The 26,308-nt window shown below is 69.9% G+C and carries 20 protein-coding genes; 7 read left to right on the forward strand and 13 right to left on the reverse strand.

Annotation, left to right across the window (positions count from 1 at the left end):
* The first annotated feature begins 98 nt into the window (after positions 1-98).
* The 4 genes from rsmG to ACWGN5_RS05955 all read left to right on the forward strand — a co-directional run bounded on the left by rsmG (position 99) and on the right by ACWGN5_RS05955 (position 3,931).
* Complete coding sequence (gene rsmG, locus ACWGN5_RS05940) at positions 99-815, forward strand: 16S rRNA (guanine(527)-N(7))-methyltransferase RsmG (protein ID WP_369145308.1); 717 nt, start codon at positions 99-101, stop codon at positions 813-815.
* Positions 816-1,051: 236 nt separating this feature from the next.
* Positions 1,052-2,128, forward strand: a complete 1,077-nt coding sequence (locus ACWGN5_RS05945; protein ID WP_453511616.1) for a ParA family protein — start codon at positions 1,052-1,054, stop codon at positions 2,126-2,128.
* A complete protein-coding gene (locus tag ACWGN5_RS05950; protein WP_453511617.1) occupies positions 2,125-3,153 on the forward strand; it encodes a ParB/RepB/Spo0J family partition protein in 1,029 nt (342 codons plus the stop codon). The genes ACWGN5_RS05945 and ACWGN5_RS05950 overlap by 4 nt, the downstream gene beginning before the upstream one ends.
* A gap of 160 nt (positions 3,154-3,313) precedes the next feature.
* Positions 3,314-3,931, forward strand: coding sequence for a GNAT family N-acetyltransferase (locus tag ACWGN5_RS05955; RefSeq protein ID WP_351176472.1), 618 nt, complete (start codon positions 3,314-3,316; stop codon positions 3,929-3,931).
* Between the two features lie 68 nt (positions 3,932-3,999).
* Here ACWGN5_RS05955 and trxA read toward each other — a convergent pair whose 3' ends face one another.
* From trxA to ACWGN5_RS05990, 7 genes are all read right to left on the reverse strand, one after another.
* Complete coding sequence (gene trxA, locus ACWGN5_RS05960; RefSeq protein ID WP_453511618.1) at positions 4,000-4,335, reverse strand: thioredoxin; 336 nt, start codon at positions 4,333-4,335, stop codon at positions 4,000-4,002.
* Positions 4,336-4,381: 46 nt separating this feature from the next.
* Positions 4,382-5,347: a thioredoxin-disulfide reductase gene (trxB, locus tag ACWGN5_RS05965; RefSeq protein WP_453511619.1), complete on the reverse strand. Its 966-nt coding sequence runs from the start codon at positions 5,345-5,347 to the stop codon at positions 4,382-4,384.
* Between the two features lie 139 nt (positions 5,348-5,486).
* A complete protein-coding gene (locus ACWGN5_RS05970) occupies positions 5,487-6,422 on the reverse strand; it encodes a hypothetical protein (RefSeq protein WP_453511620.1) in 936 nt (311 codons plus the stop codon).
* Positions 6,419-7,129 carry an RNA polymerase sigma factor SigM gene (sigM, locus tag ACWGN5_RS05975; protein ID WP_453511622.1) on the reverse strand — a complete coding sequence of 237 codons (711 nt, stop codon included), beginning with the start codon at positions 7,127-7,129 and terminating at the stop codon, positions 6,419-6,421. Before sigM ends, ACWGN5_RS05970 begins: the two co-directional genes overlap by 4 nt.
* Before the next feature lie 107 nt (positions 7,130-7,236).
* The gene (locus ACWGN5_RS05980; RefSeq protein WP_453511623.1) at positions 7,237-8,961 is read right to left on the reverse strand and encodes a protein kinase family protein; all 1,725 of its coding nucleotides are present in this window, start codon (positions 8,959-8,961) and stop codon (positions 7,237-7,239) included.
* 118 nt (positions 8,962-9,079) lie between these two features.
* A complete protein-coding gene (gene murJ, locus ACWGN5_RS05985) occupies positions 9,080-11,317 on the reverse strand; it encodes a murein biosynthesis integral membrane protein MurJ (protein WP_453511625.1) in 2,238 nt (745 codons plus the stop codon).
* 45 nt (positions 11,318-11,362) lie between these two features.
* Positions 11,363-13,741, reverse strand: a complete 2,379-nt coding sequence (locus ACWGN5_RS05990) for a DUF6049 family protein (RefSeq protein WP_453511626.1) — start codon at positions 13,739-13,741, stop codon at positions 11,363-11,365.
* Between the two features lie 165 nt (positions 13,742-13,906).
* Between ACWGN5_RS05990 and ACWGN5_RS05995 the strand changes: the two genes are divergently transcribed.
* Positions 13,907-15,349 carry a CCA tRNA nucleotidyltransferase gene (locus ACWGN5_RS05995; RefSeq protein ID WP_453511628.1) on the forward strand — a complete coding sequence of 481 codons (1,443 nt, stop codon included), beginning with the start codon at positions 13,907-13,909 and terminating at the stop codon, positions 15,347-15,349.
* An 87-nt stretch (positions 15,350-15,436) separates the two neighbouring features.
* Here ACWGN5_RS05995 and ACWGN5_RS06000 read toward each other — a convergent pair whose 3' ends face one another.
* From ACWGN5_RS06000 to ACWGN5_RS06010, 3 genes are all read right to left on the reverse strand, one after another.
* The gene (locus tag ACWGN5_RS06000; protein WP_453511630.1) at positions 15,437-16,696 is read right to left on the reverse strand and encodes an MFS transporter; all 1,260 of its coding nucleotides are present in this window, start codon (positions 16,694-16,696) and stop codon (positions 15,437-15,439) included.
* 75 nt (positions 16,697-16,771) lie between these two features.
* Complete coding sequence (locus ACWGN5_RS06005) at positions 16,772-17,854, reverse strand: inositol-3-phosphate synthase (RefSeq protein WP_352018097.1); 1,083 nt, start codon at positions 17,852-17,854, stop codon at positions 16,772-16,774.
* A gap of 48 nt (positions 17,855-17,902) precedes the next feature.
* The gene (locus ACWGN5_RS06010; RefSeq protein WP_351176439.1) at positions 17,903-18,583 is read right to left on the reverse strand and encodes a PadR family transcriptional regulator; all 681 of its coding nucleotides are present in this window, start codon (positions 18,581-18,583) and stop codon (positions 17,903-17,905) included.
* Between the two features lie 371 nt (positions 18,584-18,954).
* On the opposite strand from ACWGN5_RS06010, the gene ACWGN5_RS06015 reads away from it, so the two are divergent.
* On the forward strand, positions 18,955-21,687 hold the full coding sequence (locus ACWGN5_RS06015) for a transglycosylase domain-containing protein (RefSeq protein WP_453511632.1): 2,733 nt from the start codon (positions 18,955-18,957) through the stop codon (positions 21,685-21,687).
* 113 nt (positions 21,688-21,800) lie between these two features.
* Complete coding sequence (locus tag ACWGN5_RS06020; RefSeq protein WP_453511633.1) at positions 21,801-23,321, forward strand: glycosyltransferase family 87 protein; 1,521 nt, start codon at positions 21,801-21,803, stop codon at positions 23,319-23,321.
* Positions 23,322-23,381: 60 nt separating this feature from the next.
* Here the strand turns inward: ACWGN5_RS06020 and ACWGN5_RS06025 are convergent, their stop codons facing one another.
* The 3 genes from ACWGN5_RS06025 to ACWGN5_RS06035 all read right to left on the reverse strand — a co-directional run bounded on the left by ACWGN5_RS06025 (position 23,382) and on the right by ACWGN5_RS06035 (position 26,039).
* Entirely contained in the window at positions 23,382-24,413 is a 1,032-nt protein-coding gene (locus ACWGN5_RS06025) for an alanine racemase (RefSeq protein WP_453511634.1), read from the reverse strand.
* A 73-nt stretch (positions 24,414-24,486) separates the two neighbouring features.
* Entirely contained in the window at positions 24,487-25,605 is a 1,119-nt protein-coding gene (locus tag ACWGN5_RS06030) for a lipid II:glycine glycyltransferase FemX (protein WP_086823884.1), read from the reverse strand.
* 119 nt (positions 25,606-25,724) lie between these two features.
* Positions 25,725-26,039, reverse strand: coding sequence for a hypothetical protein (locus ACWGN5_RS06035; RefSeq protein ID WP_453511636.1), 315 nt, complete (start codon positions 26,037-26,039; stop codon positions 25,725-25,727).
* Positions 26,040-26,308: the final 269 nt, after the last annotated feature.

The following is a 26,308-nucleotide window of genomic DNA, read 5'->3' on the forward strand; positions in this document are numbered from 1 at the left end:
CCGTCTGTTCGCAGGCGGGGCCGATCTTTGTCAGCCTTGATAGTCAGCCACCACAGTGCGCTCGCACGCGAGTCGTGCGGTACGGAAGGACGGTTCCCGTGACGGAGGCAGCGGAGCTCCCCGAGGCGCCGGAGCAGGCGCGGACAGTCTTCGGTGAGTACTTCCCGGAGGCCGTGCGGTACGCGGAGCTGCTCGCGGACGCGGGTGTGAAGCGCGGTCTGATCGGCCCGCGCGAGGTCCCGCGTCTCTGGGAACGCCACCTGCTGAACTGTGCCGTCCTCTCGGAGGTCGTCCCCGAGGGCGTCACCGTCTGCGATGTGGGCTCGGGCGCCGGTCTTCCCGGTATCCCCCTGGCTCTGGTCCGGCCCGACCTGAAGATCACGCTCCTGGAGCCGCTCCTGCGCAGGACGAACTTCCTCCAGGAGGTCGTCGAGCTGCTCGGCCTCGACCATGTGACCGTGGTCCGGGGACGGGCGGAGGAGATGCTCGGCAAGATCACGCCCGTGCACGTGGTGACCGCCCGCGCGGTGGCTCCGCTCGACCGGCTCGCCGGCTGGGGCGTTCCCCTGCTGCGCCCGTACGGAGAGATGCTGGCCCTCAAGGGCGACACCGCCGAGGAGGAGATCAACGGTGCTCGCGCCGCGCTCTCCCGGCTCGGTGTGGTGGAGGCCTCGGTGTTGCACGTGGGCGAGGGGATCGTCGATCCGATGACCACGGTCGTCCGCGTGGAGGTCGGCGAGAGCCCCGGTGGTGTGCGGTTCGCGGCCAAGCGGGCCAAGGCCGCCCGTACCAGCAAGACCCGTCGGCGCCGCTGACCGTCCCATACGTACCATTTCGGAGTGTCGAACGGTCCCGGCCGGGCGTCAGGGGCATGGTGTTTCACGTGAAACGTCGCTCACTGCTGCAGGGGATCATCAGCCGCGGTCGCGCGGCTGCCACGCCCCGGGACCGTAGACCCCGCGTGAAGCCACCCGTGAGGGTCACGGAGTTGTCCACAGAGGTGGATTCACCCACAGAACCACCGGCCTCGCTGGTTCACGACCCCGAAAGCATGGCAGGCTCTCCTCATCGCGAGCCTGAAGCCGAGGAGAGTGAATCCTTGCGGTCCGACGCCAACATCGCGGGACCGATGACCGATCCGGTCCCCGGTCCCCGAACCGAATCGGTGGGGGAGGATGTTTCACGTGAAACATTGCCCCCGATGGACGACACCCCCATCGGTCGTGCTGCCCAGCTGGCAGTAGAAGCGCTGGGTCGTGCCGGGGAGGGACTTCCTCGCCCGGCCCAGACCCGCGTGATGGTCGTCGCCAATCAGAAGGGCGGCGTGGGCAAGACGACCACGACGGTCAACCTTGCCGCGTCCCTGGCGCTGCACGGCGCCCGCGTCCTCGTCATCGACCTGGACCCGCAGGGCAACGCCTCGACGGCGCTGGGCATCGACCATCACGCCGAGGTCCCCTCGATCTACGACGTGCTGGTGGACAGCAAGCCGCTCTCGGACGTGGTGCAGCCGGTCAGGGACGTCGAGGGCCTCTTCTGCGCCCCCGCCACCATCGACCTGGCGGGCGCGGAGATCGAGCTGGTGTCGCTGGTGGCCCGTGAGAGCCGCCTGCAGCGGGCGATCCAGGCCTATGAGCAGCCGCTGGACTACATCCTGATCGACTGCCCGCCCTCGCTCGGACTCCTCACGGTCAACGCCATGGTGGCGGGCGCGGAGGTACTGATCCCGATCCAGTGCGAGTACTACGCGCTGGAGGGGCTCGGACAGCTCCTGCGGAACGTCGACCTGGTCCGAGGCCACCTCAACCCGGCCCTCCACGTCTCGACGATTCTGCTCACCATGTACGACGGTAGGACGAGGCTCGCCTCCCAGGTCGCCGACGAGGTGCGCAGCCACTTCGCAGAGGAGGTGCTGCGGACCAGCATTCCGAGGTCCGTCCGCATCTCGGAGGCGCCGAGCTACGGACAGACCGTCCTCACCTACGACCCGGGCTCCAGCGGTGCCCTGTCGTACCTCGAAGCGGCCCGTGAGATCGCACTGCGGGGGGTCGCCGTGCATTACGACCCGCAGCACGCCCATGCAGGGCACCAGAACAACCAGCGCAGCATGTCGGAGGGGATCCAGTGAGCGAGCGACGTAGGGGATTGGGGCGTGGGCTCGGTGCGCTGATCCCCGCTGCTCCCCAGGAACGGCAGGTGGAACGAGGGGTGGCCGCCGCGAAGCTGGCGACGCTGCCGCAGAGCCCGCAGGCCCCGGAGTCCACGCCGGCGTGGAACGAGCCGGAGCCGGTGGCCCTGCCGGAGGCTCCGGCCGGTGCGTACTTCACCGAGCTTCCGATCGACGCCATCGTTCCCAACCGGCACCAGCCGCGTGAGGTCTTCGACGAGGACGCGCTGGCGGAGCTCGTCACCTCCATCAAGGAGGTCGGCCTGCTCCAGCCCGTGGTCGTGCGCAAGATCGAGGCCGACCGCTACGAGCTCGTCATGGGTGAGCGTCGTCTGCGGGCGTCGACGACGGCGGGTCTGGAGCGGATCCCCGCGATCGTCCGGGACACCGACGACGAGAAGATGCTCCTGGACGCGCTCCTGGAGAACCTTCACCGGGCCCAGCTGAACGCGATCGAAGAAGCCCACGCCTACGAGCAGCTGCTCAAGGACTTCGGCTGCACGCACGACCAGCTCGCGGAGCGGATCGGGCGCTCCCGTCCGCAGATCTCCAACACGCTGCGTCTGCTGCGGCTCTCGCTGCCGGTGCAGCGCCGGGTCGCCGCCGGAGTGCTCTCCGCCGGCCATGCGCGGGCCCTGCTCGGCGTGGAAGACCCGGAGGCGCAGGACAAGCTGGCGTACCGGATCGTCTCCGAGGGTCTCTCGGTGCGCAGCGTCGAGGAGATCGTGAGCCTCATGGGCTCCGAGGAGCCCGCGTCCGCGGTCAAGCCGAAGGGCCCGCGTGCCGGTGGCCGTGTCTCGCCCGCGCTCACGGACCTCGCCACCCGTCTCTCGGACCGCTTCGAGACCCGGGTGAAGGTCGACCTGGGACAGAAGAAGGGCAAGATCGTCGTCGAGTTCGCCTCGATGGACGATCTGGACCGGATCCTCTCGACCCTGGCTCCCGGCGAGGGACGGGTCATGGACCACAAGAACACCGAGGGTTGATCTCCTTCCCTCGCTGAGGCCGCCCAGGGCGGGTCGTGCTCCGGTCTTCACCGGAACGCGGCCCGCCCTTTGCCTCTGAGCGGTATCGCCCCGATCGCCCGATCGATACGATTCCGAGAGGCGTATCCGTGCTCGATGGCGAGGGAAACGAGGAGCAGCCGTGGGGCGTCGGCTCGTACCGCTCACGCTGGACAACCTTCCGGATCTCCCCAAGCGGTGTCGCTCCTGTGTCTTCTGGGAGCTCGACCCGGTCAGCGGTGAGGCGGCGGTGAAGGCGGGGCGCCCGGAGCTGGAGAAGGAGGCCTGGATCTCGGCCGTTCTCCTGGAATGGGGCTCCTGCGGCCGGGTGGTCTACGTCGACGAGGTACCGGTCGGTTACGTCCTCTACGCTCCCCCGGCCTATGTGCCGCGCTCGACCGCCTTCCCGACGAGCCCCGTGGCGGCGGACGCCGTCCAGCTGATGACGGCCTGGATCATGCCGGGCTATCAGGGGCAGGGGCTGGGGCGTGTGGTGGTGCAGACCGTGGCCAAGGACGTGATGAGGCGGGGCTTCAAGGCGATCGAGGCGTTCGGGGACGCCCGGTGGAAGGAGCCCGCCTGTGTGCTGCCGGCCGAGCACCTCCTCGCGGTGGGCTTCAAGACCGTCCGTCCGCACCATGCCTTCCCCCGGCTGAGGCTGGAGCTCAGGACGACGCTCTCCTGGAAGGAGGATGTCGAGATGGCTCTGGACCGTCTGCTCGGCGCCGTCCAGAAGGAGCCGGCCCTCCGGCCTCTTTAGCTTCGGAGAACGAGAACGGCCCGCCCCTGTCCGGGGCGGGCCGTTTCACGTGAAACATGCGGCGGGTGTCAGGCCTTGGCCTCGACGAAGCCCTCCAGGTCGCGCAGGATGGCGGCCTTCGGCTTGGCGCCGACGATGGTCTTCACGACCTCGCCGCCCTGGTAGACGTTCAGCGTCGGGATCGACATGACGCCGTACTTGGCAGCCGTGGCCGGGTTCTCGTCGATGTTGAGCTTCACGACCTCGATCTCGACGTGCTCGGCGGCGATGGCCTCCAGCGACGGGGCGATCTGGCGGCACGGGCCGCACCAGGCAGCCCAGAAGTCCACGAGGACGGGCTTGTCGCTCTTGAGGACGAGCTCCTCGAAGTCTGCGTCGGTCACGTTCTTCAGGGCGCCGGCCACGGCGGCCTCCTTATTTCGCGGGGTGTGGGGTAGGGAGAGACGGGGGTCAGACCGCGGGGGTCTCGGCCAGCTTCTCGCTGTCGGCGAGGGCGGCCAGGAAGCGCTCGGCGTCGAGCGCGGCCGAGCAGCCGGTGCCGGCGGCCGTGATGGCCTGACGGTAGGTGTGGTCGACGACGTCGCCGGCGCCGAAGACACCCGTGAGGTTCGTGCGCGTCGACGGGGCGGCGACCTTGAGGTAGCCCTCCTCGTCCAGGTCCAGCTGGCCCTTGAAGAGCTCGGTCCGCGGGTCGTGGCCGACGGCGATGAAGAGGCCGGTGACGGCGAGCCGGCGGGTCTCACCGGTCTTCGTGTCGCGCAGGGTCAGACCGCTGAGCTTCTGCTCGCCGTGGATCTCGGTGACCTCGCTGTCCCAGGCGAAGGAGATCTTCGGGTCGGCGAAGGCACGCTCCTGCATGGCCTTGGAGGCACGCAGGGTGTCGCGGCGGTGGACGATCGTGACGGACTTGGCGAAGCGCGAGAGGAAGGTGGCCTCCTCGATCGCGGTGTCGCCGCCGCCGACGACGGCGATGTCCTGGTCCTTGAAGAAGAACCCGTCGCAGGTGGCGCACCAGGAGACACCGCGGCCGGAGAGCGTGTCCTCGTTGGGGAGGCCGAGCTTGCGGTGCTGGGAGCCGGTGGTGACGATCACGGCCTTGGCGCGGTGCACGGTGCCGGCGGTGTCGGTGACGGTCTTGATCTCGCCGGTCAGGTCGACGGCGACGACATCGTCGGGGACCAGCTCGGCGCCGAAGCGCTCGGCCTGAGCCCGCATGTTGTCCATCAGGTCCGGGCCCATGATCCCGTCACGGAAACCGGGGAAGTTCTCGACCTCGGTGGTGTTCATCAGGGCGCCACCAGCGGTGACCGCACCCTCGAACACCAGAGGATTCAGCGACGCTCGGGCCGTGTAGAGCGCAGCGGTGTAACCCGCGGGCCCGGAGCCGATGATGATCACGTTACGGACGTCGCTCACGGGTTTCTTCCTCGTCTCTGCAGACTGCCACTGCCTACGGGGGCGGTTGTCTCGGTCGCTCTCACCCCACCCAACGGATCCTAAGGGGCGTGCATTCCCGAGACCGCCGCGCGGCACCGTGGCCCGACGGGAAGTGAGGTCAGGAGCGAGGGTACGTCTGGCTGAGCAGGACCTCGGCGGCCGGGCTTCCGCTCTCCGTGGGCCGCTCGGCGCAGGAGGCGTCGAGCACATAGGCCTGGACGCGTGTGCTGTCCGCCGGATCCGTCAGGACGAGCAGATAGGCCGGTGTTCCCCGGTACTCGCCGCGCTCGTGGCCGAGGACCCCGTCGGTGCGACCGGTGCCGGCCAGCACACAGCCGGGAACGGCTCCCGCCTCGTTGCGCCGGGCGGGGTCGCCGCCGGCATCCGCGGACATGGATTCGGGCCCGACCCCCTGGGGGGTCTTGGGAGCGCGGTTCTCCGCGAGGAGGGCGTGCACGCGGTCCTCCACAGGTGCACCGGAGAAGGGACTGACGGGCGCGCTCGCGAGCGTGTCGGCCTTCTGGGCGTCGGCCGAACCGCCGGCGGTCGGGTTGCCCGCCTGGGTGAGGTAGAGGCTCGTCCCGAGCACCACGGCTCCGAAGGCGGCGCCGATCGTGGAGAGCAGCCCGACCCGGCGACGGCGGCGCGTGCCGGGGCGGCCGGGGCCGGTGCCCGCCCGCGAGCGACCGGCAGGGCGGTCCGTGGCCGGGGAGGACGGGGAGGGAACCGCGGTGTCCTCGGAGGGACGCGATGTTTCACGTGAAACAGGGGCGTCGCTCTCCGGGGAGGTGGCGTTGAGGAGGGCTTCGGCGGCGAGGGCGGCGTCGATCCGCCCGGCGATCTCGGCGGGCATGCGGGGCGGTCCGGGCAGGGTGCCGAGCAGTCCCCGGATCTCCTCCAGGGAGGACCGGACGTCGGCACAGAGGGGACAGCCGTCCAGGTGCCGTCGTACGGCCGCCGAGCGGGTCGGCGGGAGCAGCCCCTCGGTCAGATCGGAGATCTCCGAGACGTCCGGGTGCTGTGTGGTGTCGGCCTTGCCGGCCGTGGAAGTCACGTGCGCCCACCTCCGCCCTTCACAGCAGCTGGATCTGTCGGTCCGGTATCCGTCGTCCCCGGCACCGGTGGGACGGATGTCCCCGGCGTCCGGTTCCTTCCCCCTTCGGCGGCCTCGTTACCCACGGTGTCGGCGCGCAGATGAGTGACCATCGGAAGGAGGCGTGCCCGTCCGCGTGCGCAGCGGCTCTTCACGGTCCCGGTGGGGACGCCGAGGACACGGGCCGCCTCCGCGACCGGGTATCCCTGCATGTCGACGAGGACCAGGGCGGCCCGCTGGTCCTCGGGGATCGTGGCGAGAGCGGCCAGGAGCTGCCGGTGGAGGTCCTGGCGCTCCACCGGTGCCTCGGCCGACTCGTGGGGGTCGAGAAGCTGCTCGAAGCGGTCGGTGTCGTCGACGGGTGAGGTTCTGCGGGAGGCGGTCTTGCGGGCCCGGTCGAGGCAGGCGTTCACCGTGATGCGGTGGAGCCAGGTCGTGACGGCCGACTGGCCCCGGAAGGTGTGGGCGGCCCGGAAGGCGGAGATCAGGGCGTCCTGGACGGCGTCAGCGGCCTCCTCGCGGTCCCCCAGGGTCCGCAGGGCCACTGCCCACAGCCGATCACGATGCCGCCGCACGAGCTCGGCGAAGGCGTCGGGGTCCCCGGCGACATGGCGGGCGAGGAGTTCTTCGTCCGCCGCCGTCCGGAGGTCGTCAGCCGGAGGCGTCACGGTTCCCCTCCTCGTTCGGCAGCCGTGCAGGCATTCAATCGGGTCCGTGCCCGGAAGTAAATGAGCGCCGAGCTGGGCTCGGCGCTCATGGATGGTGCGGGTGATGACTACGGGGCGGTCCCCTGGAACGACACGTTCGTGATGGCCTGCTTGTAGCCGGCTCCGAAGTACTGGTCGCCGCTCGCGTACGGCGCGGCCGTCAGCCACAGGAGCACGTAGCGGGTCTTGACCGGTGTCTTCGTCTCCAGCTTCGCCGTCGAGTCCGAGGTCTCGACGGTGGCGATCCGCTTCATCGAGTCGACGGAGCCCGAGGGGCTCAGCGAGTCCGTCGCGTACAGGGTGATCGCGGTCTGCGGGCCGCTGTAGCGCAGCGCTATGGAAGCCGCCGTCACGTTCTGCTCGCCGCCCAGGTCGTAGACGATGCCGACGCCCTGCTTGTAGGGAGCGAGGACGGGACCCTCCTGGAAGGTCTTGGTGCGCCAGTACGTGGAGCTGTCGCTGTCGTACGTGTTGGCGACCCCGCTCGTGTCCTGCGGCCTGCCGTCGGGGGCGTACTCCTCGGCCGAGGAGACGGTGAGCGGCTGCGGCGGCTTGGGCTTCTCGTCGTCGAGCGTCGGCTGTACGTTCTTCGGCTCGTCCTTGCCCTCCGGGGCGAGCAGCCGGTCCGCGATCTGCCAGCTGCCGAGGCCGAGGGCAGCGATCAGGAGGGCCGAGACGGCCCACTTGAGCGCCTTGCCGGTGCGGCTCTGCAGCGGGGGCGGCGGGACGACGACCGGCTGGGTGACCACGGGACGCGGCTGGGGGCGTCCGTAGGTGCCCTGCTGGTACGTCGTGTGCTGGTACTCGGGCGGGGCGGTGAACTCCGGCTCCGGAGGCCGGACGCGGGGCATCGCCGCCACGGCCTTGGCCAGTTCGTCCGGAGTGGTGCAGGGCGGCTCCTGACGCGAGGCGGTGGCCCCGTCGTTCGCGAGGGCGCGCATGGCGATCTCGGAGAGGCCCCGGTGGACACCGGCGCGGACCTGGTCCGGCGCCAGCAGCCCGACGCCCTTGGGCAGTCCGGAGAGACCGTAGGCGTCGCTGTCGTACGGCCAGCGCTGGGTCAGCGCGGCGTACAGCAGGGCGCCGATGGCCTCGGTGTCACTGCGCTGCGGACGCTCGGCGGTGATGCCGCGCAGCGCGGCGTTCACGGCCAGGCCGCGGATCCGGTACTGACCGGTGGAGCTGCGCAGGACGGCGCTCGGAGTGAGCCGGAGGTGCGCGAGGCCCTCGCGGTGGGCGGCGGCCATGGCCTGGGAGACCTGGCTGACGAGCTGGTACGCGTCGTGGGGCTCCAGGGGGCCGGCCGCGAGCAGCGCCGTCAGTTCGGTGGAGTCCGGCAGCCATTCGTGCACGACGTACACGAGGTCGTTCTCCTCGACGGCGTCGAGGACCTGGACGAAGCGGGGGTCGCCGAGGAGGGCCGAGGAGCGGGCCGCGGCCAGGACCGACCGTGCTCTGGGGTGGTCGGCCGGCAGGAGGTGGACCCCGACCGCACGGCGCAGCTTCTCGTCGACGGCACGCCAGCTGCTGAAGCCGTCCAGACGGGTGACGCACTCCTCCAGCCGGTAGCGCCTGGCCAGTTTGTGGCCGCTGTGCAGTTCGGGTGCCGTGAGGGAGGGCTGCTCGCCGCTCTTTCCTTCGACCGCCTTGCTCTTCGTGGCCTCGACGGACTTCTCCGCCGTCTTCTGCTCTTCCGCCACCCCGTCGGTCGCGGCCGTGTCCGCCTTGGCGGTCAGCGGGTCGTCACCGCTGTTGTCGGCCACGTCGACGGCAGCCGTGCTACGTTCCGCCACCGTCGTTCCTGCCTCCCCATCCGTTGCGCCACATCCAACAGCCAAGCCAATTGTGCCCACAGTCGGACGCTATGCACGACACGCGGTTCCCGCCGATGGTTGTGCGGGACCGCCGGGTTCAGCGTCCCAGACGTCCGCGCACCATGCCGACCAGGGTGTTCAGTTCCGCGATCCGCATGCGCTTCGCGGCGACGAAGAAGACACCGAGGAGGACCGCCCCGCCGACCACGAGGGCGGCGAGCGAGCCCAGGGCGCCCTCGCCGAGCAGCTTCAGCAGACCGAAACCGACCCCACCGGCGACGATCGCCGCGGGCACGGAGGCCATGCAGAGCCGCGCGTAGGTCCGCATCACGTGGGTGCCGTCCAGGTCGCCGCCCAGGCGCTTGCGGAGCCGGCGCCACGCGATGCCGACGCCGACGGCGTAGGCGAGGCCGTACGAGGCGGCCATGCCCACCACGGCCCACTGGGCCGGCAGGACGACGTAGCAGAGCGCCGAGGCGGCCGCGTTGACCGCGGCGACGATCACCGTGTTGTAGAAGGGCGTTCGGGTGTCCTCGTAGGCGTAGAAGCCGCGGAGCACGACGTACTGGACGGAGTAGGGGATCAGACCGAGGCCGAAGGCCATCAGGATGAAGCCCATGCCCTGGGCCGCTTCGACGCCGCTGGAGGCGTAGAGCAGGGTGCACATCGGGACGCCGAGCGCCAGGAAGGCGAAGGAGACCGGGACGATCGCGACGGCCGAGTTCCGCAGGCCCTGGGAGATGTCGTCCCGGACGGCGCCGGGGTCGTCGTCGTGGGCGGCACGGGAGATCCGCGGCAGCAGCGCGGCCATGACGGAGACCGTGATGATGGCCTGCGGCATGCCCCAGATCAGCTGGGCGTTGGAGTAGGCGAGGAAGCCGGCACCGTTCTTCCCGGACTCCTCGCCGGCGGCGGTGGCCAGCTGGGTGACGACCAGGACGCCCGCCTGGTTGGCGAGGACGAAGAGGACCGTCCACTTGGCCAGCTTGACGGTCTTGCCGAGCCCGTGGCCCTTCCAGTCGAAGCGGGGGCGGAACCGGAAGCCCGTCTCGCGCAGGTACGGGATCATCGCCAGCGCCTGGACGACGAGGCCGAGCAGGGTGCCGATGCCGAGCAGGCGGATGCCCTCGTCCGGAATGGTCTGCACGCCCATGTGGGACTCGGCGGAGGTGCCGTACACCCAGATGAACAGGCCGAAGGTGACGATCATGACGATGTTGTTGAGGACCGGGGTCCACATCATCGCGCCGAACTTGCCGCGGGCGTTGAGGATCTGGCCCATCACCACGTGCACGCCCATGAAGAAGATCGTGGGCAGGCAGTAGCGGGCGAAGGTCACGGCCACGCTGTTGGCCGCGGCGTCGTCGGCGATGGTGTTCGACATCAGCCGGATCAGGAGCGGCGCCGCGAAGACGGCCAGGGCCACGATGAGGCCGAGCGCCACCATGACCAGCGTGAGCAGCCGGTTGGCGTAGGCCTCGCCGCCGTCCTCGTCGTTCTTCATGGAGCGGACGAGCTGCGGGACGAAGACCGAGTTGAGGCCGCCGCCGACGGTGAGGATGTAGATCATCGTCGGCAGGGTGTAGGCGATCGTGAAGGTGTCACCGAGCAGGGCCGCGCCGAGCGCGCCGGTGATCACCAGGCTGCGGACGAAGCCCGTCAGCCGGGAGACCAGGGTGCCGGCCGCCATCACCGCGCTCGACTTCAGCAGCCCGGAGGCACGGCCGGACTTCTTGGGGGCGGGCGCGGGCAGAGGGTCCGGCTCCGGGGCGGGCGGCGGCACCTGGCCGGGCGCCTGCTGGTCCCGGTAGAGGTGCGCGAACGCGTCCGGCTCCGGCGTCTCCTCACTCGCCCGGGTCACCAGGTCGTCGACCCCGGTGAACTGCACCGTGCGCGCGTCGTCGCCGTACGGAAGATGCCGCGAGGGGCCGTCCGGCTCGGGCGCCGGGGTCTGCGCCCACACCCGGGGGTCGGGGGCGTGCTGCGGCGCGGCCGGCTGCTGGTAGAGCGCGTGGGGGTCCTGGTAGGTGCCGGGCGGGGGCGGCGGGTGCGCGGCGCGGTCGTAGAGCGCCTCGGTCACCGGGTCCTGCGCGGACATGTCCTGGGCCCGGTACGGGTCGTGGGCGAAGGCGTCCTGGACGTAGGGGTCCTGGGTGTACGGGGTCTGCGCGTAGGGGTCCTGGGCAAAGGGGTCCTGCCCCTGCGCGCCAGGGGCGCCCTGGTGTGGGGGCGGCACCGGCGGGTGGCCGGCACCGGGAGGCGCCGCGGGCGTCCCGGGGGACGGCGCCGGGCCGCCCGCGCCCTGGCCGCGGTCACCGTCGTACGGCGCGTTCATGGTTACCCCACCTCATCGTCCCCGGCCGACCGGCCACGACATCGCTCAACGGTCCACTTTCTCACTCGGGCCCGACGGGTCGCCGCTTTCGGGCCCGGTGTCCGGTGTCGGGTCACTCGGCTGCACGGGTTCCTCCACGTCGGATTCGCCCTCGCCGGGTGCGTCCTCGCCGGGCTGCGACGCGGCGTCGCCCTCGGCGGGTGCGTCCTCGGTGGCCTCGGCCGCCTCGGCCGCCTCGGCCTCGGCGTTCCGGGCGGCCACCCGCTTGCGCTGGCTGTACATGCGCACGCCGGCGAGCACGAGGAGGAGGACACCGCCGGCGATCACGAGCATCACCGTGGGGGTGATCTCGGAGACCCGCACGGTGAAGTTCATCGGCTGCCCGTACGGGGTGCCGTCCTCGGTGTAGAGCTGGGCGGTCATCGGCACCTGGCCGTTGACGTTGGCCGAGGCGGTGAACTTCACCGACTGGCTGTGTCCGCCGCCGACCTTCACCGGGAGCTCGGTGAACCGCTCGCCGTTCAGCTCCAGCCGGTTCTTGTTGCCCGAGGTGAGGCGCAGCTTCAGGTTGTCGACGCCCTGGAGCAGCTTGTTCTGGACGGTCACGGGGATCGTCGCGCTGCGGCCGGAGAGCGTGAGGTCCGACTTGTCGACCAGTTGGACGCCCTTGGTGAGGGTCTGCAGATAGTCCAGGACGTTGTTCCGGTAGATCGCGGCGTCCCGGGCCTCACCGCGCCAGGAGGTCGACATCTCGCGGTTGATCGCGTTGCCGAAGGGCGTCACGACGCGTTCCGGCTGGGTCAGGATGACCTTGAAGTCGTCCAGCTCGTCCCGCGTGGTCTTCATGTCGCGGAAGGCCTGCACGGGAAGCTCCCGGTCGCGCAGCTTCTTCGGGTAGCGGGAGGCGCTCGGCACCGTGGTGGAGGCGTCCGGGTCCGGCTTGGCGGCGGCGGCGGCGAGGAGGTCGGTCGGCTCGGTCCAGCGCCGGCCGGAGAGGCCCTCCAGGGCGGTCGCCATGGACTGGGCCTGCGCGGCCGTCGGCATCCGCTGCGGGGCGACGACGATGCTGCGCTGGTCCTCCGGCTGCTCCAGGGTGACCGCGAGCGACTGGGCGAGGAACTCCTGGACCGCGAGCGTGGAGCTCTCCGCGCGGACCATGTCCCCTTCGAAGGCGGTGGACAGGAGCGCGTCGCTCACCACGGCCGTGGTGCTGCCGTTGCCGAGCGGGCGGGCTGCCGTGGCCGTGTAGGAGAGGTCGTCGCGGACGCTGTCGCTGCGGGCGATCACCTTCCCGGCACCGGCCGAGGTCGCGACCGCCACGATGGAGGGGTCGACGGCGCCGGCGACGGGCCAGGCGAAATCGGTGGACGCCTCGACGTGGAGGACGGTCTCGACCGTCATGCCCGCCAGGGCGGTCGCCGACTGGAGGTGTCCGAGGGAGCCGGGCACGTCCTTGCCCCGATGGGCCAGCGAGGCCAGGTCGGGGTCGGCGAAGGGGAGGGCGACGACCTTGTGCCCCTGGACCGCCTTCTCCAGCGCGTCCAGCCACCGCTCGGCGACGGCCTGGTTCCTGCCGGGGACGTCCAGGTCGCCGTCCTTGACGCGGTAGCCGTTCGCCATGGCGTCGACGGAGGCCAGCAGGTCCGGGTCGACCACCCAGGTGACCGGGAGGTCCTTGCCGAGGGAGACCAGCTCGTCCAGGCGCCCGCCCGGACGCAGCTCGGCCGCCAGGTCGTCGTCCTCGAAGACCGGGGTCTGCTGGTCGTCCGTGGCGGTCTGCGCCGAGACGTGCGCCGAGCCGATGACCGGCCAGAGATAGGTGAGCTGGGTCTTCTTCTCGGTGGCCTCGGGCTGGTACGGCAGGAAGGTCCGCTCGATGCCGAGCACCCTCTCGTACTGCCGGTCCGAGGTCTGCCCGGTGAGGGAGACGCCCAGCTGGTAGACGCCCTCCTCGTCGAGCCCCAGCTCGGAGACGGGGACGGAGAGCGAGAAGTCCGCGCTGAGTCCGGCGCCCAGCCGGGGAATCTTGACGGTCGGCGCGCCCTCGAGGGGGGCGGGGTCGCTGTCGCTCCGGAAACCGGTGCGCCCCGTCACCTGCTCGATCTCGCTGCGGCTCGTCATCTTCGGTCCGACGCGCAGGTTCACGGTCGCGTCGGTGACGGGCTTCTTGCCCCGGTTGGTCACCGTGCCCGTGACGGTGACGGTGTCCCCCTCGACGGGCGCGCTCGGGGCCAGCGTGTCGAGTGACACATCGACCGTCCTGGAGCCGCTGGCGTCCTCGGCGGCGGCCGCCGGAGCGGCGACGAGGGGGGCCTGGAGCAGGCCCGCGAGAAGGGGTGCCCCGAAGGCGACGGTGATCGTGCGCCGCAGCCATCGGCGGGCAGGTGAGGGACCGGTTCCCTGGATGTCTGCCGCCTCGGCCACGCGTTCGCCCGTCCTCGTCGTTGTCCGTGATGCCAGTGGTGTCGGTGGTTCCCGGTTGCTGTGTCCAGGCATGGTAACGAGGCACGCTGGGGGCAAGTGCCGGGGACTGCTCCAGCGGAAAAACGGGAACGTCGCGGTGAGCCGGGGCACGTACCCTTTTCTGTTGTGCCGAACGCCAACGAAGACACCCCGACTGCACTGAGCCAGGTGCAACGCCGCGCGGTCAGTGAACTACTCCGTGTGTCCCCTGTCGCCGACGACCTCGCCCGCCGTTTCCAGGAGGCCGGGTTCAGCCTCGCGCTGGTCGGCGGCTCGGTACGGGACGCGTTGCTCGGCCGGCTCGGCAACGACCTGGACTTCACCACCGACGCCCGCCCCGAGGACGTACTGAAGATCGTCCGTCCGTGGGCCGACGCCGTGTGGGAGGTCGGCATCGCCTTCGGGACCGTCGGCTCCCAGAAGGACGGCTACCAGATCGAGGTCACCACGTACCGCTCGGAGGCCTACGACCGGACCTCCCGGAAGCCCGAGGTCTCCTACGGCGACTCCATCGACGAGGACCTCGTCCGCCGTGACTTCACCGTCAACGCCATGGCCGTGGCACTCCCCGAGAAGGAGTTCATCGACCCGTACGGCGGTCTCGAAGACCTGTCCGCCCGGGTCCTGCGCACGCCGGGCACGCCGGAGGAGTCCTTCTCCGACGACCCGCTGCGCATGATGCGGGCCGCGCGGTTCGCGGCACAGCTGGACTTCGAGGTCGCCCCCGAGGTCGTCACGGCCATGAAGGAGATGTCCGGCCGGATCGAGATCGTCTCCGCCGAGCGTGTCCGTGAGGAGCTCAACAAGCTGCTGCTCTCGGCGCACCCCCGGAAGGGCCTCGGCCTCCTCGTGGACACCGGCCTCGCCGAGCACGTGCTGCCCGAGCTGCCGGCGCTGCGCCTGGAGAGCGATGAGCACCACCGGCACAAGGACGTCTACGAGCACTCGCTGACCGTGCTCGACCAGGCGATCGACCTGGAGGAGGACGGGCCCGACCTGGTGCTGCGCCTCGCCGCCCTGCTCCACGACATCGGCAAGCCGCGCACCCGCCGCTTCGAGAAGGACGGCCGGGTCTCCTTCCACCACCACGAAGTGGTCGGCGCGAAGATGACCAAGAAGCGCATGACCGCGCTCAAGTACTCCAACGAAATGATCAAGGACGTCTCGCGCCTCGTGGAGCTGCACCTGCGCTTCCACGGCTACGGGGACGGCGAGTGGACCGACTCGGCCGTGCGGCGCTACGTCCGTGACGCCGGCCCGCTGCTCTCGCGGCTGCACAAGCTGACCCGCTCGGACTGCACCACGCGGAACAAGCGCAAGGCGGCGGCGCTCTCCCGGACCTACGACGGCCTTGAGGTCCGCATCGCCCAGCTCCAGGAGCAGGAGGAGCTGGACGCGATCCGCCCGGACCTCGACGGCAACGAGATCCAGGAGATCCTGGGCATCGGACCTGGGCCGGCCATCGGCCAGGCGTACAAGTTCCTGCTGGAGCTCCGCCTGGAGAACGGGCCGATGGAGCACGACGAGGCCGTTGCCGCGCTCAAGGAGTGGTGGGCAGCGCGCGACTGAGTCGAGCCGGCACACGGACGGGTCGATGTTTCACGTGAAACACCGACCCGGTCGACGCTCTGGAGGGGTGGTGTTTCACGTGAAACATCACCCCTCTCGGCGTTCCCGGTGCAGGGCCACCGCGAGCGCCGCGTAGATCACGGCCACCAGCACGACCAGAAGAGGCGACCGGCCGTCGGGCGGCAGCATCAGGGCCGCGACGCCCGCCGCGCCCACGAAGGCGACGTTGAACAGCACGTCGTAGAGCGAGAAGACCCGGCCCCGGTAGGAGTCGTCCACGGTCGTCTGGACCACCGTGTCCGTCGCGATCTTCGCTCCCTGGGTGATGAGCCCGAGGAGGAAGGCGGCGACGAGGAAGGGGGTCGGGCTGAAGGGCAGACCGAGCGCCGGTACGAGGAGGGCGGCCGCGGCCGTGCACACCGTCATCCACCCGAAGGGGCCGAAGCGCCCCACCGCCCAGGGGGAGAGCACGGCGGCCGCGAAGAAGCCCGCGCCGGAGGCGGCGACGGCGATGCCGAGCAGTCCGAGGCCCTCGGACTCCGTGGAGCTCCAGGCGTAGCGGCAGAGCATGAGCACGGAGACGAGCAGGGCGCCGTAACAGAAGCGCATGAGGGCCACCGCGGTGAGCGCCCGGGCCGCAGGGCGCCGCGCGGCGAGGTGTCGCAGGCCGGCGACCAGGCCGAGGGCGGTCGACTTCAGGGCCGAGGTGAGGGGCTGCGGCGTGAGGTCGGCGTCGGGGCCGAGCAGCTCCCGGGACATCCGCAGGGAGGCGAGGGCGGCGCAGAGATAGAGGACGGCGCCGAAGGCGACGACGACCGCGTCGGAGTTGTCGGCGACGAGCCGGACCCCGAACGCGAGACCGCCGCCGAGGGTCGCGGCGAGGGTGCCCGCGGTGGGCGAGAGCGAGTTCGCCACGACGAGCCGTTCCTCGTCGACGACGCGGGGGAGGGAGGCCGAGAGCCCCGCCAGGACGAACCGGTTGACGGCGGTGACGGAGAGGGCCGAGGCGTAGAAGAGCCAGTCCGGTACGGAGGCGAGGACGAGGACGGCGGTCCCGCAGGCGAGCAGGGAGCGCAGGAGGTTCCCGTACAGGAAGACCTGGCGGCGCTGCCAGCGGTCGAGGAGCACCCCGGCGAAGGGCCCGACGAGCGAGTACGGGAGCAGGAGGACCGCCATGGCCGAGGCGATCGCGGTCGGGGAGGTCTGCTTCTCGGGTGAGAAGACGACGTACGTGGCCAGGGCCACCTGATAGACGCCGTCGGCGCACTGGGAGAGCAGCCGTACGGTGAGCAGGCGGCGGAAGTTCGTCAGGCGCAGGAGTACGCGCAGATCACGTACGACGGACATGGCAGCAAGACTCACATACGAAGAGGGCCCCCGGGCGGTGGCTCGGGGACCCTCGATCGACAAGCGTGCGGCGCTTTAGCGCTCGACCTCACCCTTGATGAACTTCTCGACGTTGGCCAGGGCCTCGTCGTCGAAGTACTGGACCGGCGGGGACTTCATGAAGTAGCTCGACGCGGAGAGGATCGGGCCACCGATGCCCCGGTCCTTGGCGATCTTCGCGGCGCGCAGGGCGTCGATGATGACACCGGCGGAGTTCGGGGAGTCCCACACCTCGAGCTTGTACTCGAGGTTCAGCGGGACGTCGCCGAAGGCGCGGCCCTCGAGGCGCACGTACGCCCACTTGCGGTCGTCCAGCCAGGCCACGTAGTCCGACGGGCCGATGTGGACGTTCTTCTCGCCCAGCTCGCGGTCCGGGATCTGCGAGGTGACGGCCTGCGTCTTCGAGATCTTCTTGGACTCCAGGCGCTCGCGCTCGAGCATGTTCTTGAAGTCCATGTTGCCGCCGACGTTGAGCTGCATGGTGCGCTCAAGACGGACACCGCGGTCCTCGAACAGCTTCGCCATCACGCGGTGCGTGATGGTCGCGCCGACCTGCGACTTGATGTCGTCGCCGACGATCGGGACGCCCGCCTCGGTGAACTTGTCCGCCCACTCCTTGGTGCCGGCGATGAAGACCGGGAGAGCGTTGACGAACGCGACCTTGGCGTCGATGGCGCACTGCGCGTAGAACTTCGCGGCGGCCTCGGAACCGACGGGCAGGTAGCAGACGAGAACGTCGACCTGGCGGTCCTTGAGGACCTGGACGACGTCCACCGGCTCCTCGGCGGACTCCTCGATGGTCTGGCGGTAGTACTTGCCGAGACCGTCGAGCGTGTGACCGCGCTGGACCGTGACGCCCGCGTTCGGGACGTCGCAGATCTTGATGGTGTTGTTCTCGCTGGCGCCGATGGCGTCGGAGAGGTCGAGGCCGACCTTCTTCGCGTCGACGTCGAAGGCGGCGACGAACTCGACGTCACCGACGTGGTAGTCGCCGAACTGGACGTGCATCAGGCCGGGCACCTTGGTCGCCGGGTCGGCGTCCTTGTAGTACTCGACGCCCTGCACCAGCGAGGCGGCGCAGTTGCCCACGCCGACGATGGCTACGCGAACCGAACCCATTCCGGTTGCTCCCTGTGTGATCGTGGAAGCCCTGCGGTGCGCAGGGTTTCACTTGGCGGTGTCGTCGGACGGATCCGGCCGGGTACTGCCCCCGTGCCGGGGCAGGCCGCCCGTCTCTCCAGAATCGTTGTCGTGCAGAGCGGGGGCGTCGGAGCCGGATCGCTGATCCCGCCCTGCCCGCTCGCTCTCGATGAGCTCGTTCAGCCAGCGCACTTCGCGCTCCACGGACTCCATACCGTGGCGCTGCAGCTCAAGCGTGTAGTCGTCCAGGCGCTCGCGTGTCCGGGCCAGGGAGGCGCGCATCTTCTCCAGGCGCTCCTCCAGCCGGCTGCGGCGGCCTTCGAGCACGCGCATCCGCACCTCGCGCTCGGTCTGCCCGAAGAAGGCGAAGCGGGCCGCGAAGTGCTCGTCCTCCCAGGCGTCCGGGCCCGTGTGGGAGAGGAGCTCCTCGAAGTGCTCCTTACCTGCCGGGGTCAACCGGTAGACGATCTTGGCCCGGCGTCCTGCGAGTGAAGCGGCGAGGGCCTCCTCCGGCGCGCTGCCCGGCTCCTCGATCAACCAGCCGTTGGCGACCAGCGTCTTGAGGCAGGGGTACAGCGTTCCGTAGCTGAAGGCCCGGAAGACGCCCAGCGAGGTGTTGAGACGCTTCCGCAGCTCGTACCCGTGCATCGGGGCCTCGCGCAGTAGGCCGAGAACGGCGAACTCGAGGATGCCGGAGCGTCTGCTCATCCGTCGCCTCCTCCTCCGCCTTCGGGGCCCTTATGCCGTGCTGATGTATCGACTCGATACATCAGCACGATAGAACGACCACCCTGTCCCGACAAGCCGGGCCGCAGTGACCGGCGTCACATCGTCAATTCACAGCGTTCGACTTGCCTGATTTGGGGTGAAGTCCGGCCGTAGGTGGGTTTTGGCCGTGCGTAGTCTGTGCGGCATGCAGACCACCGGGAACCGAGCGATGCCCTGGGGCGTCAGTGCTGCGGGTGACCGGCTGCGGTACGGGGGGACCTCCGATGGGTTCCCGCCGTGCGCATTTCGGGGGGACCGGAACTCAACTGCCGCTTCCAGGCGTACGCGCCTGCCCGAGGAGTAGTCGTTCGATGAGCGAGCATCGTCGCAAAATGCCGCCGCAGCAGCCGCCGACGGGCGGTCGCGCGGCGGCACGGCGCGCTGCCCAGCAGCCGGGCCGCAGGTCGGCCCCGGCCCATGACGTCGGTATGGAGGCCCCTTCGGCCTCGTACGGTCCTCCCTCGCACGGGGAGGAGCAGCGTCCCTACGGAGGGCGCGCGGAGGCCCGCCGGGCCGCCCAGCGCGGCAGCCGGCGCAGAGGTGCCGACGCGGGCCCCGGCGGCCCCGGCGGTCCCGGTGGGGGGCGGCGCGGTGGCGGTGGCGGCGGTCGCGGCGGCAACGGCCCGGGGCGGGGCTCCGGCGGCCGTCAGCCCGGCAAGAAGCGGATCATCGACTACCCGCGCCACAACAAGTACGGCTGGCGTCGCTGGATGCCGTCGTGGAAGCTCGTGACGGGCACGTTCCTGTTCTTCGTGGCGAGTCTGATGGGCGTTGCCTACGCCGCGTACTCGCAGGTGGAGATCCCCAAGGAAGCCACCACCGCGCTGTCGCAGAACAACATCTACTTCTGGTCCGACAACACGCGCATGGTCGCCACGGGCAGTGGTGCCAACCGCCAGATCGTCCAGTTCGCGCAGATCCCGAAGTCCATGCAGGACGCGGTGATCTCGGCGGAGAACAAGACCTTCTGGGAAGACTCCGGTGTCGACCCCATGGGTATCGCCCGCGCCGTGTGGAACATGGCCAAGGGCGGCGAGACCCAGGGTGGCTCGACCATCACCCAGCAGTACGTGAAGAACAACCGCCTCGACGACCAGTCGCAGACCCTCACCAGGAAGGTGAAGGAACTCTTCATCTCCATGAAGGTCGGCAACGAGGTCACCAAGGAAGAGGTGATGGCCGGCTACCTGAACACCTCGTACTACGGGCGTGGCGCGTACGGTATTCAGGCAGCAGCCCGTGCCTACTTCAACAAGGACGCCGAGAAGCTCGACCCGGGTGAGTCGGCGCTGCTCGCCGCGGTGCTGAAGGGTGCGACGTACTACGACCCCGCCGGCTACCCCGAGATCGACCCCCGGGCCACCGCCGAGGCGAACACCACGCGGGCCACCGAGCGGTGGAAGTGGATCCTCGACGAGATGCAGAAGGACGGGCGTCTCACCGCCGAGGAGCGGGCGAAGTACACCACCTTCCCCAAGGTCGGTAAGCCGAGCCAGAGCGCCAACCTGACCGGCCAGATCGGCTACCTGGTCAAGACCGCCAACGCGAACATCAAGTCCCAGTTCGACATCAGCCTCGCGGAGCTGGAGCGCGGCGGCTACGAGATCCACACGACCTTCGACAAGCACAAGGTGAACGCGCTCGAGAAGTCCATCCAGAAGGTCATCAAGGAGAACATCGACCCGAAGAAGCGCCCGGACGACGACACGTACGTCCAGTTCGGCGGTGCTTCGGTCGACACGGCGAGCGGGAAGATCGTCGCCCTCTACGGCGGCACCGACTACACCAAGCACTACACCAACAACGCCGATGCCACCGGCGCCATGGTCGGTTCGACGTTCAAGCCCTTCGTGCTCGCCGCCGCGATGAAGCACGGCGTCCGGGACCCGAAGCTCGGGCCGGTCCAGGACGAGTCCACCCGCACGATCGTGGATCCGGACAAGAGCCGGTACGCCGGCAAGGACAAGCAGGTCGTCCGCAAGTACAACGGCGACATCTGGGTCAACGAGAAGGGCAAGGAGTGGCGTCAGAGCAACGACGAGCACGCCAGCTACCCCAGCATCACCCTTCGTAGGGCCATGGTCCGCTCCGCCAACTCGCCGTACGTGCAGCTGGGCATGGACATCGGCATCGACAAGGTGCGCCAGACCGCCGTGGACGCGGGTCTGCTGGAGAGCTCGCTCGTCCAGGGCGAGGTGCCGTCGTTCTCCCTCGGTATCTCCAGCCCGAGCGCGATCCGCATGGCCGGCGCCTACTCCACCTTCGCCAACAAGGGTGAGCAGAACGATCCCTACTCGGTGGAGATGGTCAAGAAGATGAGCACGGGCATGGAGTACAAGCACCATGCCAAGCCCAAGAGCGCCTTCACGCCGGCCATCGCCAGCAACGTCACCGATGTCCTGCGGAGCGTCGTCGACGAGGACGAGGGCACCGGCAAGAAGGCCCGAATCCCGGGCCGTGCCGTGGCCGGCAAGACCGGTACGACCGACGACAACAAGTCGGCCTGGTTCGTCGGGTACACCGCGCAGCTCGCGACCGCGATCGACATGTTCCGCTACGACGACGACGACACGAAGAAGGGCCGCGAGTTCCTGGAGATGTACGACACCGGTGGCCAGGAGAAGGTCCACGGTTCGTCGTTCCCCTCGCGGATCTGGAAGGACTACATGACGGTCGCCGTGAAGGACGACGCGGTCGTGGACTTCCCCGAGCCGGAGAAGATCGAGGGCGCCGAGCCCGTCTTCGGCGGCGTGCCGAGCCCGACCCCGACCCCGACGGCCACCCCGACGCCGACCGAGTCGACGATGCCGTCGACGACTCCCCCGGCGACGCCGACGACGACTCCCCCGACGCCGACCAGGACGCCGAAGCCGGGCAAGACGACCTGCAGCATCTGGGACATCGACTGCAACGCGGGCAATCCCGGAGGCAGCACCGGGGAGCCCACCACCTCGCCACCCACGAGTCCGACGCCGACCGACTCGCCGACGGCCGATTCCGGCGGCAACGGGAACGGTAAACCCGGGGGCTTCTGGAGTCCCTGATCCCTTCACCGGGGAACGTCCTGAGGGCCGCCGCGTCCGCTCCGTACTTTCCGTACGGGCCGGCCGCGGCGGCCCTCGCCGATTTCCCGGGGACGTACGGCAGGATGTCCCCCATGCCGAGCCTCCAGAAGTCGAGCGCGCCGCGGGACCGCTCGCAGACGGTCGTCCCCACCCACCGGGACAAGGTGGCCGCCGCGGGCAGCGAACTCATCGGTGGCCCCTACGGCCGCCGGGCGGCGGCCGGCACCGGGCAGCTGACGCCGGTGCGGGTGATCGCGCTCGTGGCCCTCGGCGTGTACGCCCTCGGCATGGTGCAGAAACTGCCCTGCTACAACTGGGCCTGGTTCCGGGGCACGACCTCCCAGTACACGCACGCGTGCTACTCGGACATCCCGCACCTCTTCGCCGGGCGGGGCTTCGCGGACGGCCTGGTCCCGTACTTCGACCGGCTGGGCGGCGACATACCGTTTCTGGAGTACCCGGTCCTCACCGGTCTGTTCATGGAGGTCGCGGCCTGGCTGACGCCGGGCGGCGGCGACATGACGCAGCGGGAGCAGTGGTACTGGCTGGTCAACGCGGGCCTGCTGATGGTCTGCGCGGCCGTCCTGGCGGTCTGTGTGGCCCGGACGCACCGTCTGCGCCCCTGGGACGGCCTCCTGGTCGCGCTCGCGCCCTCGGTCGCGCTCACCGCCACGATCAACTGGGACATACTGGCCGTCGCGCTGACCGCCGCCGCCGTCCTGATGTGGTCGCGGAGCCGGCCGCTGGCCTTCGGGATCCTGCTCGGCCTGGCCACCGCCGCGAAGTTCTACCCGATACTGCTCCTCTGCCCGCTGCTGCTGCTCTGCTGGCGTGCCGGGAAGTGGCGGGCGTACGGGACCGCGGTGCTCGGCGCGTGCGGGGCGTGGCTGGTCGTGAACCTGCCCGTGATGCTGCTCGCGCCGGAGGGGTGGAAGCAGTTCTACCTCTTCAGCCGGGACCGGAACGTCGACTTCGGCTCGATCTGGCTGCTGTTCAGCCAGCGGACCGGTGACGTGATCACGCCGGGGCGGGCCAATCTGTACGCGCTGCTGCTGATGGCGGCTGCGGTGGCCGGTCTCGTGTTCCTGGCGTTCACGGCGCCCCGCAGGCCCCGCTTCGCCCAGCTGGCGTTCCTGATCGTCGCCGCGTTCGTGCTGACCAACAAGGTGTACTCGCCGCAGTACGTCCTGTGGCTGGTTCCGCTGGCCGCGCTCGCCCGGCCGCGCTGGCGGGACTTCCTGGTCTGGCAGGGCTGCGAGGTCGTGTACTTCGTCGGCGTCTGGATGTACCTGGCCTTCACGACCAGCGGCAACAAGCAGGGCCTTCCGGTGGACGGCTACCAGTTCGCGATCGTCCTGCACCTGCTCGGCACGCTGTACCTGTGCGCGATGGTCGTACGGGACATCCTGGCGCCCGAGAAGGACCCCGTCCGGCAGGACGGTGCGGACGACCCCTCGGGCGGCGTCCTGGACGGCGCGGAGGACGTCTTCGTGGCGGGCAGGGCGGCCCGTCCGGCCCGGCACGCGGCCCCGGCCGTGGAGGAGGGGCGACGGGTCCGCTGGGGCACCGCCGACGACCCCGGCGATCCGTGGCTCGCCCCCGACCCCGACTGACCGAAAAAGCATTCACCCCCGGGAGTCCTGCTCCCGGGGGTGAATGCTTTTTCGGCCGGCTCAGCGTTCGACGAGCCGGTCGAACTGCGTCGTGGTGTGGCGCAGATGCGCCACGAGCTCGTCGCCCACCCGGGGCTCCTGGGCGTCGGCCGGCACGAACAGGATCGACACCTGCATGTGCGGCGGCTCGGCGAACCAGCGCTGCTTCCCGGCCCAGACGAAGGGCGAGAGGTTGCGGTTGACGGTGGCGAGGCCCGCCCGGGCGACGCCCTTGGCGCGCGGCATGACGCCGTGCATGGCCTTGGGGGCCTCCAGGCCCACGCCGTGGGAGGTGCCGCCGGCGACGACGACCAGCCAGCCGTCCGAGGCGGCCTTCTGCTGGCGGTAGCCGAACCGGTCGCCCTTGGCGACGCGGGTCACGTCCAGGACGGCGCCCCGGTACTCCGTGGCCTCGTGGTCGCCCAGCCACAGCCGGGTGCCGATGCGGGCGCGGAAGCGGGTCTGCGGGAACTGCTGCTGGAGCCGGGCCTGCTCCTCGGCCCGCAGGTGGCTGACGAACATGGTGTGCAGCGGCAGCCGGGCGTTCCGCAGCCGGTCCATCCAGGCGATGACCTCCTCGACCGCGTCGGTGCCGTCCGGGCGGTCCAGGGGCAGGTGGAGGGCGAAGCCCTCCAGACGGACGTCCTCGATGGCGGAGTGGAGCTGCTGGAGCTCCTCCTCGCGCACGCCGTGCCGCTTCATCGAGCTCATGCACTCGATCACGACCCGGGCGCCCACGAGGGCGTGGACGCCGTCCACGGACGACACGGAACGGATCACCCGGTCGGGCAGCGGAACCGGTTCCTCACCCCGGCGGAAGGGGGTGAGGACCAGCAGGTCGCCACCGAACCAGTCCTTGATCTTCGCGGCTTCGTACGTGGTGCCCACGGCCAGCATGTCGGCGCCGAACCGGGACGCCTCGTCCGCGAGGCGCTCGTGGCCGAAGCCGTAGCCGTTGCCCTTGCACACCGGAATGAGACCGGGGAACTGCTCGATGACGGTCTTCTGGTGCGCCCGCCAGCGCGCGGTGTCGACGTAGAGGGAGAGCGCCATGGCCGGCCCGGAACCTTTCTGACGGCAGCGGTGTATCAAAGGTGTGTACGAGACTACGAAGCCTACGGAACGGTCAGCGGCGCGACATGTAGATGTCGAGCGCCTTGTGCAGCAGCTTGTTCAGCGGGAAGTCCCACTCGCCGACGTACTCGACGGCCTCGCCACCGGTGCCCACCTTGAACTGGATGAGGCCGAAGAGGTGGTCGGTCTCGTCGAGCGAGTCCGAGATCCCCCGCAGGTCGTAGACGGTGGCGCCCATGGCGTACGCGTCGCGGAGCATCCGCCACTGCATCGCGTTCGAGGGCCGGACCTCGCGGCCGATGTTGTCGGAGGCGCCGTAGGAGTACCAGACGTGCCCGCCGACGACGAGCATGGTCGCGGCCGACAGGTTCACACCGTTGTGGCGCGCGAAGTAGAGCCGCATGCGGTTGGGGTCCTCGTTGTTGAGGACGGTCCACATGCGCTGGAAGTACGAGAGCGGGCGGGGCCGGAAGTGGTCGCGGACGGCCGTGATCTCGTACAGCCGCTGCCACTCGGCCAGGTCCTCGTAGCCGCCCTGGACGACCTCGACACCGGCCTTCTCGGCCTTCTTGATGTTGCGGCGCCACAGCTGGTTGAAGCCCTTGAGGACGTCGTCGAGCGAGCGGTTCGCGAGCGGGACCTGGAAGACGTAGCGGGGCTGCACGTCGCCGAAGCCGGCGCCGCCGTCCTCGCCCTGCTGCCAGCCCATCTTCCGCAGCCGGTCCGCGACTTCGAAGGCGCGCGGCTCGATGTGCGTCGCCTCGACGTCCTTGAGGCGCTTGACGTCCGGGTCCTGGATGCCGGCCTTGATGGCGGTCGAGTCCCAGCGGCGGATGACCACCGGCGGGCCCATCTTCACCGAGAAGGCGCCCTGGTGCTTGAGGTGAGCCAGCATCGGCTGCAGCCAGTCGTCCAGGTTCGGCGCGTACCAGTTGATGACCGGGCCCTCGGGCAGATAGGCGAGGTAGCGCTTGATCTTCGGGAGCTGGCGGTAGAGCACCAGGCCGGCGCCGACGAGCTCACCGGACTTGTCGAACCAACCGAGGTTCTCCGAGCGCCACTCGGTCTTCACATCCGCCCATGCCGGGACCTGGCAGTGACTCGCGGCGGGCTGGCTCTGGATGAATGCCAGATGCTGCTCACGGCTGATGGTCCTCAGGGTCAGGCTCATGCGGGGCGCTCCTCGGCAGGTGTGTCCCCATCGGTCAGGGGCTCCGGCTCTCGCGCCGAAGCCTACTGTGACCGTGGAGCGCCCCGAATAAGTGTGTGTGCGCCGACGTGCGACCAGCCTCAGCTGATGACGCCGCCGAAGAGGCCCCCGTGCGCCATTCCGAGGTAGAAACCGAACGCAGACGCCCCGAGTCCGAGGATCAGCAGGAAGCGCTCGCGCGTCGTCACGGAGATGAACTGTCCGTACGCGCCGGTCAGGATGCCGATCAGACCCGACCAGGAACTGAGCAGATGCAGGTTGTCGAACTGCGCGGTGGTGAACGAGATGATCCCCAGCACCAGCGTGACAGCCATCAGGGTGTCCTGGAGCGGGTGGGGCTTGCCGTCGGTCGCGAAGAGAGAGTGGCCGGGGTCGGGTCGCATTGCCTGTGCCATGGGGCACCTCCTGGCGTGCCTGCCGGAAGGCGGCGCATCGTAGCGCCGCCCACATCCGTTGTGTACAGATTGCGTCCCCTCGCCGGAGAATTTCAACCGGAAGCCGATGTGCGGGTACTCTGTACAGCTGCGCCGGTGTCTGCCCAGGTCCCTCCGGGATCCCCGACAGCGCTCCTCGCTCGTCGAGGGGACTGTCAGTGGTGGCGGATACCGTTGCTTACGCATCACGACCCTCCTGCCACGGAACGACCGTGGCCGCTGAGTCCAAA

This window comes from Streptomyces sp. NPDC055815, from assembly GCF_053616475.1.

Excerpts from the sequence above, each read along its gene's own strand:
- ACWGN5_RS05945 (WP_453511616.1), top strand. The coding sequence starts at position 1,052 with ATGGCAGGCTCTCCTCATCGCGAGCCTGAAGCCGAGGAGAGTGAATCC.
- murJ (WP_453511625.1), bottom strand. The coding sequence starts at position 11,317 with ATGAACGCGCCGTACGACGGTGACCGCGGCCAGGGCGCGGGCGGCCCG.
- ACWGN5_RS06000 (WP_453511630.1), bottom strand. The coding sequence starts at position 16,696 with ATGTCCGTCGTACGTGATCTGCGCGTACTCCTGCGCCTGACGAACTTC.
- ACWGN5_RS06005 (WP_352018097.1), bottom strand. The coding sequence starts at position 17,854 with ATGGGTTCGGTTCGCGTAGCCATCGTCGGCGTGGGCAACTGCGCCGCC.
- ACWGN5_RS06010 (WP_351176439.1), bottom strand. The coding sequence starts at position 18,583 with ATGAGCAGACGCTCCGGCATCCTCGAGTTCGCCGTTCTCGGCCTACTG.
- ACWGN5_RS06015 (WP_453511632.1), top strand. The coding sequence starts at position 18,955 with ATGAGCGAGCATCGTCGCAAAATGCCGCCGCAGCAGCCGCCGACGGGC.
- ACWGN5_RS06020 (WP_453511633.1), top strand. The coding sequence starts at position 21,801 with ATGCCGAGCCTCCAGAAGTCGAGCGCGCCGCGGGACCGCTCGCAGACG.
- ACWGN5_RS06025 (WP_453511634.1), bottom strand. The coding sequence starts at position 24,413 with ATGGCGCTCTCCCTCTACGTCGACACCGCGCGCTGGCGGGCGCACCAG.
- ACWGN5_RS06030 (WP_086823884.1), bottom strand. The coding sequence starts at position 25,605 with ATGAGCCTGACCCTGAGGACCATCAGCCGTGAGCAGCATCTGGCATTC.
- ACWGN5_RS06035 (WP_453511636.1), bottom strand. The coding sequence starts at position 26,039 with ATGGCACAGGCAATGCGACCCGACCCCGGCCACTCTCTCTTCGCGACC.